The following is a 17,128-nucleotide window of genomic DNA, read 5'->3' as shown; positions in this document are numbered from 1 at the left end:
GGGCGTCTTATCCTTGGCTGTCCTTCCACGCGCTACATCCAGCCGACAGGAGTTCGCGGTAGACGGCCAGGTTGCCCTCGACCATGGCATCGAGCGAGAACTCAGCGAGCATGCGTGCCCTTCCAGCTTTGCCGAAACGCATGCGCTGCGCGGCATCGGCAAGCAAGCCCGCGATGGCGGCTTGGAGTGCCGCGACATCGCCCGGCGGCACCAGCAGTCCGGTCTCGCCATCCAGCACCGCCTCAGGGATTCCCCCAGCTCGGCTCGCGATCACGGGCACGGCGGCGGCAGCAGCCTGCAACAGGGAGACGCCTAAGCCTTCCATGGTTGCCGGGTGCACCAAGAGGTCCAGACAGGGCAACAGGCGGTCGAGGTCATCGCGAAAACCGACGAGCCTGACGTGCTGTGCGAGCCCGAGAGCCGCAATTTGTGCGCGCAATGCGCCTTCTTCTCGACCGCGACCGAAAAAGAACACCTGCAAACCGGGCCAGCGCGTGACCAAACCCGGCAATGCCTCGAGCAGAACCCCGTGCCCCTTGCGCGCGATGAGCTGTGCCACGACTCCAATGACTGGCGCATCAGTGACAGCCTCTTGGGCTGCCTTGGCAGCTGAGCCGGCGCCGTTCAGTCCGAGTTGCGCGTCGAAATAGGCCTTGTCGCAGGGTTGCGCATAGGCTTGGGTGTCGACGGCACTGCGCACTAGGCGCAGTTTGGACTCTGGCACACCGGCGCCGCGCAACACATCGGCAATCCCGGCTGAGATGGCAATCACCCGATCATGCAGCCGGTACTTGACGGCCGCCAGCCAGCGTGGCTCGGGATTATCGACCCGTCGCGTATGGACCACCGGCACACCGGCCAAGCGCCCGGCCACGCCACCCATCACATCGGCCCCGATGCGGCTGTGCAGATGCACAATATCCGGGCGCGTGCGAGCAATCAGCTTGCGCAGACGTGGAATCAGCAACAGGTCGGCATCGCCATGCATCGACATAGGCTCCACGCGCGCGAAAGGCTGCGCGCGGACGGCAAGTTCGCAATCGGTGCGACAGGCCAGGTGATTGTCGATCCCGCGCGCGGCCAGCCCGCGCAGCAGATAGAGCAGTTGCAACGCCCCGCCGTAGAGGCGCGCTCCGCCTTCGACGTGCAGCACTCTCATTGAGATTGGCCTTCGGGCTTGCACATAGGGGATTTTCCGTGTTCATCGAGCAACGCGCGAGCGGCCAGCAGCACCTGGTCAACATCAATCGCCCGCATGCAGTCGAAGCGCCCGTCGCAGGTCGGCCGGCGCCGACAGGGCGAGCAATCGCGCGCATGGTAGAGCACGCGCGCCTCGGCACGGCCGGTCTTGAGATAGGGCCGGGTGGCCCCGAACAGCAGCAGGGTCGGAATCTGCGCGGCAATGCCCATGTGACTGAGCCCAGTATCTACGCCGATCAATAAAGACGCGCGCTCAATCAGCGCTGCGGCCAACGGCAGGCTGGTCTCGCCCACCCAGGCATCGAGCGGCGCGCCGGCAACCTGCGCGATTCTTTGTGCAGCTGCGCGATCATCCGGGGCGCCCAGCAGTCGCACCGGCAGGCCGATGCCAGCATCCGCTGCCAGCCTGCTCAAGCGTCCGGCTAGCTCCGCCCAGCGATCCTCGAACCAATGCTTCTGCGGTCGTGTGGTGAAAGGACAAAAGAGCACGAAGCCATCGCTCAGGCCAGCCCTCCGGATTAGCTGCTCGGCGCGTGCGCGGGCCTCGGCTCCAGGCGCGAGGCGCATCGCGAAATCCCCGAGCGGAAGATCCAGCGCCTCGGCCAGCACGCGGTATTCGGAACCAATGCGCCTATCGTTGCGCGGCGAGTGGATGACCCGCGTCATCAACAGCCCGCCACCTTCGCGGGAATCCAGGCCGATGCGCGTGGGCGCGCCAGTCAGGCGAGTGGGCAGCGCGCTTTTCATCAGTCCCTGCAAATCCACTGCAAGATCGAAACGCTGCGCGCGCAATTCCTGACCAAGACGCATAAGCTCCCGTCGCAGCACCCCGAAGCGCCGCTCGGCAAGCAAGGCCCGCAGCCTTGGCTGAGGCCACTCGATGACCGCATCCAGTGCCGGTTGATGCACAAGAACGGATGCACAGCCTGGGTGCACCAGCCAAGCGAGATGCGCCTGCGGCCAGGCCGCACGGAAGGCATCGATCAGCGGCGAGGCAAAGACGATGTCGCCGATGGCGCTTAGGCGCACCAGCAAAATGCGCTCTGGGCCGGCCTCAGCTGTCATGCGTAATGATCCGCCGTGGGGGTAAAACGCCGTCGCGCGGCTTGGCTTCCGGACTGGTGTCAGCTGCGGTTAAGGGGAATTCCGCAACGCGTGCACGCCAGTGCTGCAATGCTGGCTTGGGCGCATGCTTCACCAATAACTTCCAGCCATAACCGATAAGATTATCCCCATAGGAGATCGCCTTGCGCGGCAGGATCAGTGGATGATCCACCGCGCTGGCCGCACCGCGCAGACAGGTGGTGGCGCTGCGGTAGCCAGCGTGTGCCGCCAGCCGGATGCTGTCGGCATTAAAGCTGCCAAAGGGATAGCACAGATCTCGCACCGGCTCGCCGAGAACCTCCTGCAAACGCGCGCGGCTGTCACTGAGCTCGGCAGCTTGCTCCGCCACCGACAGCTCTGCAAGGCGCTGATGCGTGCAGCCGTGCGAACCCACGCCAATGCCGGCGGCACGCAGGGATCTAAGTTCAGCGCCGGTCATCAGTCGTGGACAGGCACGCCCGGGCTGCGGATCACGCCAGCGCATGCGCTCGCCGAGCCACTCGCTGATGGCATAGAGGGTCGCCGGGTAACCATGCTCGGCCAGCACCGGGGCGGCGTAGTCAAGAAAATTGGCGTAGGCATCATCGAAAGTCAGCACCACGGCGCGCGCCGGTAGCGGAACGTTCCCTGACAAACACCGGAGCGCGTCATCCAGACTCAGCACCCGGAAGTCCCCAGCACGCAGAAAGGCCATCTGGCGGGCAAAACGGCGATGATCGCAATAATTGGCGCGATGCGCGCGCATGGGCGCGAAACGCCCGATCTGATGATACATCAGGATGGACAACCGGGCCTGCGAGCGCTGCTTGACGAAGTTGCTCATGGCCATGATGGCGCTTCAAGCAGGGATACATATAGATCGCGATACTGCTGCATGATGACTGCCTGACTGAACTCCTCGCGCACCCGGCGCGCACCGCGCTCGACCAGCTCATGTCTCAAGTGCGCATCGCCCAACAATTGCCGGATCGCCACGGACAACGCCGGCGCATCCGCGCAGGGCACGGTTAGTGCATCCTCACCCGGGCGTATCAGTTCACGCGCACCGCGAAAGCTGGCACTCAGCAAGGGTCGACGCCAGGCCCAAGCCTCAAGAATCACATTGCCCAGGGTTTCCTGCTCGAGTGATGGAAAAACAACCAGATCCGCAAGCTGAAGATAGGGCCCAGGATCAGCTTGCCAACCGCACCACCGCAACCGCTGCGAGAGGCCACTGTCTTGCGCCTGCTGCTGCAAGCTCGCGCGCAACGGGCCATCCCCCACCAGCAGCAATACCCAGGGCCGCTGATCAATTTCAGCCGGCAAGCGGCTCAGCGCTTGCAACAGATAACTCTGCCCCTTGACGGGCACAAAGCGTCCCAGTGCCAACAGCACCCAGGCATCGCCCAAGCCCAGGCTATGGCGCAAATGCTCGATAGCGGCGGGTGGGTGCGGGCACACTGGCTCCGCAAAATTATAAAGGTGATGGACCTGAGCCACAGGCAAACCCTGGCCGATCATCCAGTCGCACAGCCCGCGGGTGTTGCCAACCCAGCCATGCGCGTGACGATAGGGCGAGAGCTTGTAATACCCCCCGAGCCGGGCAATATGCACGGCACCGCCCCGCTGGAGACGACCAAGCCGGGTCAGGCGGGTGGCGCGGCCCATATAAGTTTGCACAATCTGCGGGCATTCGCGCCCCACTAGCCGTTTGATGGCCGCGCGAGAAAGCGGGTCCCAAACGCTGAGAAAGGGCAACCGCGCTAGCGACAGGCCAGCATAATCCAGTCGCTCCAGCGCGCTGCCGCGCCGCACACCCAGCACCGCCGGCGCCTGCTCCGTGGCCAGGGCGACAGCAAAACGCTGAAACCAACGCTCAGCCCCGCCAAGTTCCTTGCTGCCAATCAGTTGCAGGCTCGTTGGCCATTCCATGCGCCGCCCCCTCAGCCGCCGTTGCGCAGATCGCGGTAACGGGCCAGCTTGCCCTCGACCATGCCATTGATGAGCGGCGAGGCAAAGACAATGTCGCCGATGGCGCTTAGGCGCACCAGCAAAATGCGCTCTGGGCCGGCTTCAGGTGTCATGCGTTATGATCCGCCGTGCGGGTAAAACGCCTTCGCGCGGCCAGCCCAAAGCTCAACGCCGAGCCGGCCACCAACGCCCAGAACCCACGCCAATCTTGATGCAACATGCGGAAATTGAAAAAATTCCAAATCAGTGTGAGAAGCAGGAGACAGATGAGAAAAATTGCCAGATCGGCCGGCAGGAGTCGCTGGCGCCAGGCAGCAAGCACCCCCTGGAAAAGCGCGGCAACCAGCGCAAAAAATAGCACCAGACCGACGAGACCGAACTGCACGAGAATTTCGAGATAGCTGTTGTGCAGATGGACCAGCACTTCACCGGCGTCAATGAGCGCGTAGTCCTCAGCGCTTGCGGCAATCAGCGAAGGTGTTGTATCTGCGCCCCAGCCAAACCAGGGGCGCTCAAGCCAAAGGTTGAGCCCAAGCTGCTGCGCCCGCCAGCGCAAACCGATGGACGTCTGAACGGTCAGATCAGACGGTTGTTCGAGCAACACCACGGCACTGTCGGCTTCCTGTGTCAGGCGATTGAGCACCAGGGAGGCATTCAAACCGCCAACGACCGCCAGCAGGATGACTGCGGCCCATGCACGCCATCCGGGCTTAATGCCAGCCCACGGCCACGAAAGGCCGGGCGAATTCGAGCGCCGAAGCCATAGACCCACCACTAGCGCAGCCAAAAACGCCAGCCAGGACGCCCTTGACTGGGAGAACAGCAACCCCTGAGCCAACACCAATCCCGCCAGCCAGCGCGCGGCGGTAATAGTTCGCCCAGACGGCCACCGCAGGAACAGCACGCCGAGCAGCGCGGCCGCGCAATAAAGCCCGAAGGCAATGACCACGAAGCCGAAGCCATCTCTTGCCATCAGCCACTGGCCTGGGTCGAGCAGCAGCAACTCCCAATCGGCGCGCAATGGGATGCAGATCAATAAGCCAATGAGCGCCAGCACTAGCACTTGCCGCAAACGCGCGGCATCAGCCCGCAATGCCAACGCGAACGGAAAAACTGCGGCGAGCTGCATCCATTCACCGACCCCGCCCCAATCGCCCTTGGTCGATTCGCCCCCCAACCATTGCCCGATCAGCTGGCGCGCGGGAGAATAGAGCACGAAGGCCAGCACCAGCAGCACAGCGGGATCACGCAGTGAGCCAAGCGTCTCACGCGAGCCTGCGGCCAGCAGGAATCCAAGCCAGAGCAGCACCAAGGCGCCCGCCAGACCCGCCGGAATCAAAAACAACGAGATCCCAAACAGCCATAAGGTCGCTTGTTGCAGGCGCAGTGCCGAGCCGTCAAAGCGCATCATGCCAAGGCTCTGCGATGATGGCGCGTCCTGGACCGCGCGCTGGTGGTATCAATTTTTACTTTTCGCATCTTGCCTGACTCGCCATGCCCAATGAGAACTTATTATCCCCGCAACCAACTGGGGACTCAATCGGCCATCGGGCTCCTGTCGCGCTGCTTGGCTTCCGCCCCGGTCCCGGCGGTATCCCGCGCGTCATGCTGGATCTGATCGACGGATTCCAGCGCTGGCATGTCCCAGTCGAACTGCTGCTGCCAGCGGGCGATTATCCCGATTTCACTCGGCTCGCGAGCGGCAAACCTCCATGCTTTCCGCTTAGCAACGGAAAGCCTGAACGCGCGCATCAAGAAATCCAGTCGTACCTCGCCCAACGCCAGCCCGCTGCCATCCTCAGCAACAAAGAACGCACCAGTGCCCTGCTGGCGGATCTGCGCGAGCAGGGCGTCGAGCTGCCAGCGACCTGGCTGCGCATTGGCAGCGACCTACGGGAAAAAATCCGCCGTCAGCGTTTTTGGCGCCGAGCGGGCTATCGAGCCAGCCTGCATCGTGCTTATCTGGCGGCCGATGGTCTCATCGCCAACTCCGCCGGCGTCGCCGAGAGTATCGAATCTCTGCTGTCGCGCACCCCAGCCGCACGCAAACCGCCGCTGCGCGTGATCGCCAACCCGCTGAATCTGACGCGTGTGCAGGCTCTGAGCAAGGAGCCCGCGCCACACCCCTGGCTGGCGGACGCCGGCGCGCCGGTGATTATTGGCATGGGGCGACTGGTGGCGGTGAAGGACTTCCAAACGCTGATCCGCGCTTTCGCCCGCCTGCGCCAGCACCGGCGCGCGCGCCTGATCCTGTTCGGAGAGGGACGCCAGCGGAGCATGCTAGAACGACTGATCCGCCGTTTGGGTCTGAGCGAAGACATCGCCCTGCCCGGCTTTATCGCCAACCCCTTCGCGGCGCTGTCGCGCGCGGCGCTCTTCGTGCTCTCATCGCGCTATGAGGGCTCACCCAATGTGCTAATAGAGGCACTGGCCTGCGCCACGCCCTGTGTGGCGACCGACTGTCGCAGCGGTCCGCGCGACATTCTCGAACAGGGCCGGCTTGGGCCCCTGGTTCCCGTTGGTCATGTCGACGCGTTGGCGAGCGCGATGGCGCGGACCCTGGATGCCCCCCTGCCAGCCGACACCCTGCTCCACGCCGCGCGCCGCTTCGATCTCGATACCAGCGTAACGGCCTATCTTGAGGCATTGGGCCTGCGCCCAGAAAATGCGGATCGGCCCGAATGAGCCAAGGTCAAGATCAATCCCCACGGCTAGCCATTCTCGCGGCCACTTCTGGTCACAGCGGCGTTGATCGCATTCTGACGAACCTGATCGAGCAATGGGCTGCCTGGGGGCTTGAGATCGATTTACTGCAAATTCGCCGCCACGGGCCGCGTCTTGCGCAGGTCCCTGCTGGCGTGAGCTGCGTTGACCTTAAAGCCAGCCATGTCAATACCGCGCTGCCGGCTCTGGTGCGTTATCTGCGCCGCGAGCGCCCCGTAGCCATGCTGTGCGATAAGGACAGGGTTAACCGCGTAGCCATTGTTGCCCGCCGCTTGGCCGGCTCGCCCACCCGACTGTGCGTGCGGCTTGGCACGGCAGTCTCGGTCAATCTCGCGGAGCGCGGGCGGATAGAGCGGCTCACGCAGCGACTGTCGATGCGTTACCTTTATCCGCTGGCGGATCGGGTGATTGTGCCCGCACAGGGCGTCAAGCTTGACTTGCTAAGCTTTGCCGGACTTGCGGATGCGCAGGTCAATGTCATCCGCAGCCCCATTTTAACGCCAGCATTCACCTCTCTCGCAGCGCACCCAGTGCCACATCCCTGGCTTGAAGATGGCCAACCGCCCGTTATCATGGGTATCGGCGAACTCTGCTACCGCAAGCAGTTCGAGACCTTGGTGCAGGCATTCGCCCTGGTGCGACGCGAGCGCCCCTGTCGGTTGATGATTCTCGGGCGCGGCCGTCGCCATGAGACTTTGCTCAAGCTGGCCCGTGAGTTGGGCGTCGAGCAATACCTAAGTTTGCCCGGATTCCAGAGCAATCCCTATGCCTGGCTGAGCCGCGCTCGGGTCTTTGTGCTGAGTTCATTATGGGAGGGCTTGCCGGTTGCTCTCATTGAGGCTCTTGGGCTTGAGGTCCCCGCTGTTGCGACCGACTGTCCTGGTGGACCGGCTGAAGTTTTAACCAACAGCCACTGCGGCACGCTAGTGCCAATTCAAGATCCGCCTGCCATGGCTACCGCCATCAGGCACTGGCTTGACACCCATGCCCCGCCGGAAGCTTTTGCCGCAATGGTCGCCCCCTATCGTATTGAAGTAAGTGCGACAGCCTATCTGGACACGCTGGGGCTAGCTCCGTCTTGTCGCAGATAAGACAGCTCCCACCGGCGCGCGACCTGGGGCTTATTCGTATAAATAAATGAAATTTTTGCTGAAATCGAGTTACTCCATGACACAAAACCGCCTTTTCGGCGCCCCCATGGCACTTTGGATCGCATTCTTTGCCTTTTCCGACCTGATGCTGGCGTTTCCTGCGCTTGATCTTACCGTGTCGGGTTGGTTCTTCGAGCCGCAGGCGGGCTTTGTGGCTGAGGGGATTTGGTGGGAACGGTTGCTCTATTACTCAATCGATGTTGTTCTCATTGGCCTGATACTCGCGCTGGTGTTTGCCTGGTGGCGGGGTCGCGCACGGGTGAAGAAGGGCCTGGGGCGGCGCGGGCCGAGCGGGCGCCAGCTGGTGTTGCTGCTTGCACTGCTGGCGCTGGTCCCCGGTTTACTGGTTAATCAGGGGCTAAAGGAGAATCTCGGACGGGCGCGACCGATCAGTCTGGCGGAATTCGGCGGAACCCAGCGATTCACGCCAGCATTCGTGCCCTCGGATGAAGGGGGTGGGGCCTTCAGCTCAGGACATGCGGCTGCGGCGTTTTTTCTGGTGGTCGTCGCAGTTGAGCTGGCCTCGGCGCGGAGCCTGTGGTTTGTGCTGGCGCTGGCCTATGTAGTGGCAATTGGGCTGAGCCGCATCGCCAGCGGCGGGCATTTTCTCAGCGATGTGATGACATCGGCCTTTTTGGTGTGGATTGGGTATTTGATGCTTTTGGCCATCTGGCCGCCGGCAGCGGCCAATTCAATCGCCTCCCCACACAAAGAATAAATTCGCCTACCGGTGACTAAGATGGTAATCAAGAGGCGAATGAATTCGCCTCTGCGGATTCGCGATTCCTGTCAGCAGTACCTCTGTTAGTAAAGCGCGTGGGAGCGGTGGATGTACTTGGTCATCTCCACGTATTGGGAGTTCATCCGGCGCAGGATGTCCTGGCCGACCTGAACGATGTTCTGCATCACGCGGTAGACCATCCAGGGGTAGTCAAGCAGCAGAGACTCAAAGGCATCGCGCTCAATGCTGCAAACTTGTGTCATGCCCAGTGAGCGCAGTGAGGCGGTATGGGGGCGACCGCTGATAAAGCCCATTTCGCCAGCCATGTCCCCGGTGCGCAGCACGTGGATCGTCGTGAACTCACCCTTGCCAAGGTCGCGCGTCACCGCCAGGGTTCCTGCGGTGATTATGTGCAGGCTGTTGTCCACTAGGCCTTCCTCGATCAAAAGCTCCTGGTCCGCCAGTCGGCGACAGCAAGCGATACCGGCAAGAGCGCGAACCTGTTCATCGTCAAGGTTGGCCGTCAGCGGTGAGCGACGCAGGGAGGCGAAGTCGTCTTTCGCGGTCATGTTGGAGTCCTCCAATGTTTAAACCGATTGTTCAGGTCACTCCCCACTTCGACCTCCAGATTGGTCGTTGTCATTCTTTTTTCTTTTGATGATTCTTAGCGTGTTTGTGGCAGCATTGCGCTAGAGCCGCCCCTTGGTCGAGGGCAATTGTCCGGCCATGCGCGGATCAGGCTCGACAGCCATGCGCAGCGCGCGGCCGCAAGCCTTAAAGATGGTCTCCGCCTGATGGTGGGCGTTGGTCCCACGCAGGTTATCGATATGCAGCGTCAGGGCGGCGTGATTGACCAACCCCTGGAAAAACTCTTGCAACAAATCCACGTCGAAATCGCCGATATGGGCGCGGGAAAAAGCTACCTGAAATGTCAGGCCCGGCCGGCCGGATAGATCGACTACCACGCGCGACAGGGCTTCGTCCAGGGGCACATAGGCATGGCCGTAGCGCCGGATGCCGCGTTTGTCGCCCAGCGCCTTGCGCAGTGTCTGCCCCAAGGTAATGCCGACGTCCTCCACCGTGTGGTGGGCGTCGATGTGCAGGTCGCCGCGCGCGGCGATGCTGAGGTCGATCAGGCCATGACGGGCGATCTGATCGAGCATGTGATCGAGAAAGGGCACACCGGTGGCAATGGCCGCCTGGCCCTCACCGTCGAGGTTCAGCCCGACCCGCACCTCGGTTTCCAGCGTCTGACGCTGCACCTCGGCGGTGCGTGGGGCGATGATCAGGTCCTTGGATGGGTCATGTTCATTCATGCTTGGTCTTCTCTCGCCAGCAGTGGGTCTACCAGCAGTCGGTCTAGGGGTAAAGCAAGAACGGCCGCCTCGCCTCACTCCAGGCGGCTTCGTCGGCAAGCAAGCGGGTATCCAGGTCGCCGGGCTCTGCCTCGGGGTCGTCTACCCAGGTGCGCAGGCCGTTGCCGCCGTCGATCAGGTCGATGGCCAGGCGTTCGCTCTCGTACTCGTATGGAAAATCGCGCCAGATTGGCTCGTCGGGCCACTCCAGGCGCAGGGCTTTCAAAAATAGCGCCACCAACCGATAGGGGCGGAAGCGCTCGTGGTCATAATGGGCGCTGTCGGTGTGGATTTGAATCCCCTGGCAGAGCGCGCCAGCATGTTTCTGAAATACGGGCGCAAAGGTGCAGCAGCGCACCAGGCAGCCGGCCATCCAATCCGACGCCAGACTTTCCATGCGCTGGAGCAGATGGCACACGTCCAGGCCAGGCGCGCCTATCACCTCCAGCGGCGTTGTAGTGCCGCGCCCTTCCGACAGCTGGGTGCCTTCGATCAACACGGTGCCAGGGAAGGCGCGCGCCATGTTAAGCGAGGAGGCATTGGGGCTGGGGTTGACCCAGGGCAGCTCGTCGCGCGGCCAGCCGAAGCCGGGCGCAATATGCGGATCGTAGCCGTGCATGGGGATGATGCGCAGATCGAGCTCAAGGCGCTGCTCGGCAACGAACCAACGCGCCAGCTCGCCGAAGGTCAGCCCATGGCGCATCGGCAGCCGCCCGGCACCGACGAAGCTCTCCCAGCCGGGCTCCAGCAGGCTGCCCTCGACCGGGCGGCCAGCCGGGTTAGGTCGATCCAGCACCCAGACGCTCTTGCCCTTGCCGGCGCAAGCGCTGAGCATGTTGGCGAGCGTGGTGACATAGGTGTAGATACGCGTGCCAATGTCTTGCAGATCGATCAGCAGCAGGTCGAAGCTCGCCAGCATGTCGTCAGTCGGGTAGCGCACCTGGCCATAGAGGCTGAACACCGGGATGCGATAGACGGGGTCGATATAGTCGTCGGACTCGATCATGTTGTCCTGTTTGTCCCCGCGCATGCCGTGCTGGGGGCCAAAGGCAGCGACCAGCTCGACGGCGCCGACTGTCATCAGCGCATCGAGGGTGTGACGCCCGACATGATTGACCGAGGCGGAATGGCCCAGCAGCGCGACCCGCCGCCCGCGCAATTCGGCACGTGCCTCGGGTTGGCTGAGCAATTGATCAATTCCCAGGCGCATGCAGCATCTCCCGCAAGGTTGGCCAGAGGTTGTCAAGAATCAGCGGTTGCGCCGCTGCCGTGGGATGCAGCCCGTCGGCCTGCATCAAATCCCAACGCTCAGCCACGCCTGCAAGCAGGCGCGGAACCAGTTGGACCCCGGTCTGCCCCGCGACATCTGCAAACATGCGTTGAAAGCCTTGGCTGTAGACCGCACCGTAGTTGGGCGGCAGGCGAATACCGACTAGCAAAACCGATGCGCCGGCGCCCTCGGCCATGTCAATGAGCTGGACCAGCCGCTCGCGAATGTCTTTCAGGGAAAAACCGCGCAGTCCGTCGTTCGCACTCAAGGCAATGATGACCAGATTCGGACGCTGCTCGGCGAGCAAATCGGGCAGGCGTTCGAGCCCGCCGGCGGTGGTCTCACCGGAGATGCTGGCGTTAATCACCTCGACCTCGGGCATGCTGGTTGGAGTCTCTGCCCCTTCGGCCCCCAGGCGCTGTTCGAGCAACGCCACCCATCCGTCCTGGACCGGCAACCCGTAGGCCGCGCTCAGGCTGTCACCCAGCACGAGCAGGCGCACGGGCTCGGCGGCGACGGAAAACCCGGCGGAGAGTGCCAGAATGGCTGCTAATAACAAGATTCGCAAAGCTTTGCCTGCCATGGATCAGGATGACTTCTGGATGACCGATATTTCAGTGGATGACCGATATTTCAGCGAAATGACAAAACGATAAGTTTCCAACGGCGCATTTGTCGCGGCGAATTCATTCGCCGCAGCCCCAAAACAGGACGACCAATTAAGCATGACGGAATCCGATCAGCTCACGCAAGCTCAGGCGCTCTGTCGCGCGCTGGCTGTTGGCAAGCAACTTCAGGGCCCCACCGGCAACCTGACCATTTTGCGCGCTTTGGACCTGGATGTCGCCCCGGGCGAGGCGGTGGCCATTCTCGGTGCTTCGGGCTCAGGCAAGTCCACCCTGCTCGGACTGCTGGCCGGGCTCGACAGTCCGAGCAGTGGCGACATCTGGCTGTGCGGCCAAGCGCTCGCCGGGCTCGACGAGGACGGCCGTGCTGCCTTGCGCCAGAGCCGGGTGGGCTTTGTATTTCAGAACTTTCAACTGCTGCCAACCCTGACCGCGCGCGAGAACGTCCTGCTGCCGCTGGAACTCGCCGGCGAGCGCGCAGCCGACGCCAGCCGCCGCGCCGAGGAAGCGCTCACTGCGGTGGGCTTGAGCGAACGCGCCGGGCATTATCCGCGCCAGCTCTCCGGGGGGGAACAGCAGCGGGTCGCCATCGCGCGCGCCTTCGCACCAGCACCGCGCATTCTGTTTGCTGACGAGCCAACCGGTAATCTGGATGCCGACACAGGGGCTCGCATTATCGAGTTGCTGTTGAAACTGCGCGCCGACGCGGGCGCCGCCCTAGTCCTGGTCACCCATGATCCCGCCCTGGCCGAGCGCTGCGACCGCCGCCTGCACATGCATGCCGGTCAACTTCGGGAGCAAGGCTGATGCGCCCGGATCACCCTTTCGTGAGCACGCCCTCTGCCGCCAGCAACGCCGCGCCAAGGCAAAACGCCTGGCGCCTCGCTCTGCGTCTGCTCGGGCGCGACTGGCGCGGTGGCGAGTTGGGGCTGCTGCTCGCCGCCCTGGTCCTTACAGTCGCGGCTGTGACCGCCGTAGGGTTCTTCACCGACAGCATCGCCACCGCCATCGAGCGCCAGGGCGGCGACCTGCTGGCGGCCGATCTGGTCATCGCCTCGAGCCAGCCGGTCGCCGAATCCTTGCGTGCGCAGGCCGAACAACAGGGCTTGGTGACAGCCGAGACTCTGAGCTTTCGCAGCGTGGTGCTGGCTGGGGAAAAAACCCAGCTGGTGCAGGCCAAGGCGATCAGCCCGAGCTATCCGCTGCGAGGGCGTTTGCGCATCCAGCGCGCGCTGAACGGCCCGAGCGAGACCATGAGCACCGGCCCCACACCCGGCAGCGCCTGGGTCGAAGCGCCGCTGCTGCATGCGCTGGGGCTGACCATCGGCGACAGCCTGCGCCTTGGCGAGCAGCCGTTGCGCATCGACGCCATCATCGCCTACGAGCCAGATCGCGGCGGCGGCTTTGCGCAATTCGCTCCGCGCGTCATGATCGCCGCCGCCGACCTGCCAGGAACCGGACTGATCACACCAGCAAGCCGAGTGGATTACCGCCTGCTGCTTGCAGGCGAACCCGCTTCTCTGCGCGCATTTCGCGATTGGGCAGGGAGTCATCTCACGCCCGATGCCGAGCTACAAAGTGCCCAGGACGCCCGCCCTGAACTAGCCTCGGCCAGCGACCGTGCGGCGCGTTTTCTACATCTGGCGGCCCTGACGACCGTGCTGGTTGCCGGTGCCGCCGTGGCGCTGGCCAGTCGCCGCTTTGTCGAGCGCCAAACCGACGCGGTCGCGGTCATGCGCGCTCTGGGCGCGCCACGCGGTCTGCTGGCGCGGCTGTTCGCCTGGCGACTGCTAGGTCTGGGGCTGATCGCTAGCACCCTCGGCTGCCTGCTTGGCTATCTGGGACAGCAGGGGCTGTTGCTGATTCTCGGCGACTGGTTTGGTGAGCGCCTGCCACCGCCCTCGCTACGTCCGCTGGCGCTGGGCTACGGCACCGGGTTGATCGCCTTGGCCGGCTTCGCCCTGCCGCCCTTGGTGCAACTCGCCCGGGTACCGCCACTGCGGGTGCTGCGGCGCGACCTCGGCGCCCCGCCCGCCTCCCTGGCGCTGGCCATCGGCGCGGCCGTTGCAGCCTTGGCCGCCCTGCTGTTATGGCTGGCCGATGATGCCGACCTGGCGCTGCGGGTGCTCGGCGGCACCCTTGGCGCCATCGCGGCCTTGGCCGGCCTCGGCACCCTGATGGTTTATGGCGCGCGCATTGCCGCCCGCCGTGCACGCGGCATCTGGCGTCTGGGTTTGGCCGGCATCGGCCGCCGCCCGGCCCAATCGGTCATGCAGCTCTGCGGCTTTGGCATCGGCCTGCTGGCGCTGCTGCTGCTTGCCGTGGTGCGGGTTGATCTGCTGCGCGACTGGCAGGCAAGCCTGCCCGAGGGCGCGCCCAATCGCTTCCTGATCAACATTCAGCCGGGCGAGGTTGAACCCCTGCGCGAGTTCTTCAGCGCCGCCGGTATCGACACCTCCGGTCTCTATCCCATGGTGCGCGGGCGGCTGCGTGCCATTGGCGAGCGCGTGATTGATGAAGAGACTTACGACAATCCGCGCGCCGAGCGCCTCGCCCGGCGCGAATTCAACCTAAGCTTTGCCAGCGACTTGCAATCAGACAATCTCCTCACGGCGGGCAGCTGGTGGCCTAATGATCAGGCACCGGCCCAGTTCTCAGTGGAGGAAGGCATTGCCGAAACCCTGGACATCGCGCGGGGCGATATCATGCATTTCTGGGTCGCCGGAAAGGACATCAGCGGCCCCGTCACCAGCCTGCGCGAGGTGCAGTGGGACAGCTTCAATGTGAACTTTTTCGTCATCGCCCCGCCCGCCGCGCTCAGCGACCAGCCGGCAACCTGGGTCACCAGCTTTTATCTGCCACCCGGGCGCGACGGCTGGATTCCCGAGCTGCTCGCGAGTTTCCCCAGTGTGACAGTCATCGACATCGATGCTCTGCTGACCGAGGTGCGCGGCGTGATCGACCAGGGCATCCAGGCGGTAGAATATGTCTTTGGCTTTACCCTGCTCGCCGGGCTGCTGGTGATGATTGCCGGCATCCAGGCAAGCCTCGGCAGTCGCCGCGCCGAGCAGGCAGTATTGCGGACGTTAGGCGCCGGGCGCGCGCCCCTGCTGCGCGCGATCATGATTGAATTCACCACTCTGGGCCTGCTCGCCGGCCTGCTGGCCAGCGCCTTCGCCGCCCTGATCGGCTGGCTACTGGCAACCCAGGTCTTTGACCTGCCTTACGGCATCGACCCCTGGCTGTGGCTGGTTGGCGTGCCCGGCAGCGCGTTGCTCATCGGGATAGCCGGCACCCTGGCAAGCTGGGGGCCGCTGGTGCGCCCGCCACTGAGCGCATTGCGGGCGGGGAATTGATCAATGGCATCATCCTCGCGCGCATCTCGGCGCGACTGCTTTTGGCTGGCTAGCTGGCTCAGCCGATGAGGTCGCCACCTCACCAACAGCCAAGCAACTGAAACCACACTGCCCGTTCTGCTATGATCGCCCTACGTTCAGCCGCCCAGCCGCGATCATGACCGCCAATCCAAAAACGCCTAACATCGTCACTCCCCTGGCCATCGCGATCTTTGCCCTGTCTGCCGGGCCCCTGTCAGCCGTCGAAGTATCAGGGCTAGACTTGACGGTGACCGATGCCGATATCCAGCCGTCAGTGACGCTCAAGCAGTTCGATAATCGTGCTGTCGAGGAATACAGCGTCAACAACAATGTGTATATGCTGAAGATCACGCCAAGTGCCGGCGCACCCTATTATCTGGTGGATCAAGACGGCTCCGGCGACATGACCTGGAACCGTGGCCAGCCCGGAGGCAACCTGCAAGTACCACAATGGACCCTCTTCCGCTGGTAAGTCTGGTGGCCAGCTCACCTTGAACCATCTGCTGGATTCTCCGGGGTAGCCCTAACCGTCAGTGTTTAGAATTTTCCCGCCAGCAGATTTCTGAACGGCGGGAACGCCCGATCACAAAAGCTTCAAGTTTCTATCACGAGAGGCCGCATCATGAAACCTTTTCTCCCACGGCACCGCTGGCTAGTTGCGGCTGCGTTGATTGCTGCCGCCAGCCTGGCAAACGCCGATACCCTGGACAAAATCAAATCCCGTGGCACCCTCAGGTGCGCCGTCAATGGCGAGGTACCCGGCCTGTCGTTCAAGACCGGCGACGACAGCTGGAGCGGGCTTGATGTGGACTTCTGCCGCGCGCTCGCCGCCGCCGTGCTTGGCGACGCGGACAAGGTCGAATTCATCCCGACCCTGCCGGCTGATCGTTTCGAGGCGCTGACCAAAGGCCGCGCCGATGTGCTGGCGCGCAATACCAGCTGGACTCAGGCTCGCGAGCTAACCCAAAACATCCGCTTTATTGGCGTGCTCTACTACGACGGCCAGAGTTTTATGCTGCCGCGCGCCAGTGGCAAGCGCAGCGCATTGGAGCTTGCCAACACCAGAGTCTGCGCCCTGGCCGACACCACCAACATCGACAATGCCCAGCGCTATTTCACCCGCAACCAGATGCCGATGGAAATCATCCCTTTCGATGAGTTATCCGCCGCAGCGGATGCCTACCTCGAAGGCCGTTGCGACACCCTGACGACTGACCAATCCCAACTCCATGCGCTGCGGGCGGTCTTCCCGGACCCCCAGGCGCACCGCATCTTGCCCGAGGTCATCTCGCGCGAACCGCTCAGCCCTGCGGTGCGCGGCGGTGATGACAAATGGTTCGAGCTGGCACGTTGGACGCTGTTCACCCTGATCAATGCCGAGATCCTTGGGATTGATTCAGGCAATGTGACCGGTGCCCGGGAACGCGCCCAGAGCGATGAGGTGCGCACCCTGCTCGGCGATGACCCGGAGATTAACGCCCACCTTGGTCTGGAAGCCGGCTGGGGGGCGCGCATCATCGCCGCCGTTGGCAATTATGGCGAGATGTTCGAGCGCAACCTGGGCAAGGACTCAGGGCTCGACATCAAACGCGGCCTGAATGCGCTTTGGGACCAGGGCGGGCTGCTCTATGCCCCACCACCGCGCTAACC

The 17,128-nt window shown here is 63.4% G+C and carries 17 protein-coding genes; 7 read left to right on the top strand and 10 right to left on the bottom strand.

Features of this window, described 5'->3' with window-relative positions; genetic code table 11:
• Positions 1–7 precede the first annotated feature (7 nt).
• From Thiofri_RS05395 to Thiofri_RS05370, 6 genes are read right to left on the bottom strand one after another with little or no spacing between them, the layout of a single operon-like run.
• On the bottom strand, positions 8–1,159 hold the full coding sequence (locus Thiofri_RS05395) for a glycosyltransferase (protein WP_009150693.1): 1,152 nt from the start codon (positions 1,157–1,159) through the stop codon (positions 8–10).
• The gene (locus tag Thiofri_RS05390) at positions 1,156–2,265 is read right to left on the bottom strand and encodes a glycosyltransferase family 9 protein (protein WP_009150692.1); all 1,110 of its coding nucleotides are present in this window, start codon (positions 2,263–2,265) and stop codon (positions 1,156–1,158) included. Before Thiofri_RS05390 ends, Thiofri_RS05395 begins: the two co-directional genes overlap by 4 nt.
• A complete protein-coding gene (locus tag Thiofri_RS05385) occupies positions 2,255–3,133 on the bottom strand; it encodes a polysaccharide deacetylase family protein (RefSeq protein ID WP_223296816.1) in 879 nt (292 codons plus the stop codon). Before Thiofri_RS05385 ends, Thiofri_RS05390 begins: the two co-directional genes overlap by 11 nt.
• On the bottom strand, positions 3,124–4,215 hold the full coding sequence (locus Thiofri_RS05380; protein WP_009150690.1) for a glycosyltransferase: 1,092 nt from the start codon (positions 4,213–4,215) through the stop codon (positions 3,124–3,126). The genes Thiofri_RS05385 and Thiofri_RS05380 overlap by 10 nt, the downstream gene beginning before the upstream one ends.
• Before the next feature lie 11 nt (positions 4,216–4,226).
• Entirely contained in the window at positions 4,227–4,367 is a 141-nt protein-coding gene (locus Thiofri_RS05375; protein WP_009150689.1) for a hypothetical protein, read from the bottom strand.
• Positions 4,364–5,665 (bottom strand): O-antigen ligase family protein, encoded by a 1,302-nt coding sequence (locus tag Thiofri_RS05370; protein WP_009150688.1) that lies wholly within the window; start codon positions 5,663–5,665, stop codon positions 4,364–4,366. Before Thiofri_RS05370 ends, Thiofri_RS05375 begins: the two co-directional genes overlap by 4 nt.
• Before the next feature lie 83 nt (positions 5,666–5,748).
• Between Thiofri_RS05370 and Thiofri_RS05365 the strand changes: the two genes are divergently transcribed.
• The 3 genes from Thiofri_RS05365 (at position 5,749) to Thiofri_RS05355 (ending at position 8,847) form a co-directional block, all read left to right on the top strand.
• Complete coding sequence (locus tag Thiofri_RS05365) at positions 5,749–6,939, top strand: glycosyltransferase (protein ID WP_009150687.1); 1,191 nt, start codon at positions 5,749–5,751, stop codon at positions 6,937–6,939.
• Entirely contained in the window at positions 6,936–8,069 is a 1,134-nt protein-coding gene (locus Thiofri_RS05360) for a glycosyltransferase (RefSeq protein WP_009150686.1), read from the top strand. The genes Thiofri_RS05365 and Thiofri_RS05360 overlap by 4 nt, the downstream gene beginning before the upstream one ends.
• Positions 8,070–8,145: 76 nt before the next feature.
• Complete coding sequence (locus Thiofri_RS05355) at positions 8,146–8,847, top strand: phosphatase PAP2 family protein (protein ID WP_009150685.1); 702 nt, start codon at positions 8,146–8,148, stop codon at positions 8,845–8,847.
• An 86-nt stretch (positions 8,848–8,933) separates the two neighbouring features.
• Here the strand turns inward: Thiofri_RS05355 and Thiofri_RS05350 are convergent, their stop codons facing one another.
• The 4 genes from Thiofri_RS05350 to Thiofri_RS05335 all read right to left on the bottom strand — a co-directional run bounded on the left by Thiofri_RS05350 (position 8,934) and on the right by Thiofri_RS05335 (position 12,058).
• Positions 8,934–9,419, bottom strand: a complete 486-nt coding sequence (locus tag Thiofri_RS05350; protein ID WP_009150684.1) for a cyclic nucleotide-binding domain-containing protein — start codon at positions 9,417–9,419, stop codon at positions 8,934–8,936.
• A 120-nt stretch (positions 9,420–9,539) separates the two neighbouring features.
• On the bottom strand, positions 9,540–10,166 hold the full coding sequence (hisB, locus tag Thiofri_RS05345; RefSeq protein WP_009150683.1) for an imidazoleglycerol-phosphate dehydratase HisB: 627 nt from the start codon (positions 10,164–10,166) through the stop codon (positions 9,540–9,542).
• Positions 10,167–10,209: 43 nt separating this feature from the next.
• The gene (locus Thiofri_RS05340; RefSeq protein WP_009150682.1) at positions 10,210–11,415 is read right to left on the bottom strand and encodes an exo-beta-N-acetylmuramidase NamZ family protein; all 1,206 of its coding nucleotides are present in this window, start codon (positions 11,413–11,415) and stop codon (positions 10,210–10,212) included.
• Positions 11,399–12,058, bottom strand: a complete 660-nt coding sequence (locus Thiofri_RS05335; RefSeq protein WP_009150681.1) for an arylesterase — start codon at positions 12,056–12,058, stop codon at positions 11,399–11,401. Before Thiofri_RS05335 ends, Thiofri_RS05340 begins: the two co-directional genes overlap by 17 nt.
• A gap of 142 nt (positions 12,059–12,200) precedes the next feature.
• On the opposite strand from Thiofri_RS05335, the gene Thiofri_RS05330 reads away from it, so the two are divergent.
• From Thiofri_RS05330 to Thiofri_RS05315, 4 genes are all read left to right on the top strand, one after another.
• Positions 12,201–12,908: an ABC transporter ATP-binding protein gene (locus tag Thiofri_RS05330; protein ID WP_009150680.1), complete on the top strand. Its 708-nt coding sequence runs from the start codon at positions 12,201–12,203 to the stop codon at positions 12,906–12,908.
• Positions 12,908–15,457 (top strand): ABC transporter permease, encoded by a 2,550-nt coding sequence (locus Thiofri_RS05325; RefSeq protein WP_009150679.1) that lies wholly within the window; start codon positions 12,908–12,910, stop codon positions 15,455–15,457. The genes Thiofri_RS05330 and Thiofri_RS05325 overlap by 1 nt, the downstream gene beginning before the upstream one ends.
• A gap of 157 nt (positions 15,458–15,614) precedes the next feature.
• Complete coding sequence (locus tag Thiofri_RS05320) at positions 15,615–15,950, top strand: DUF2782 domain-containing protein (RefSeq protein WP_009150678.1); 336 nt, start codon at positions 15,615–15,617, stop codon at positions 15,948–15,950.
• Between the two features lie 150 nt (positions 15,951–16,100).
• Positions 16,101–17,126 (top strand): amino acid ABC transporter substrate-binding protein, encoded by a 1,026-nt coding sequence (locus tag Thiofri_RS05315; RefSeq protein WP_009150677.1) that lies wholly within the window; start codon positions 16,101–16,103, stop codon positions 17,124–17,126.
• The last annotated feature ends 2 nt before the right edge of the window (positions 17,127–17,128 follow it).

The sequence above is a fragment of the Thiorhodovibrio frisius genome (assembly GCF_033954835.1).
GTDB lineage: Bacteria > Pseudomonadota > Gammaproteobacteria > Chromatiales > Chromatiaceae > Thiorhodovibrio > Thiorhodovibrio frisius.
This window is presented reverse-complemented; position numbering and strand designations above follow the sequence as displayed.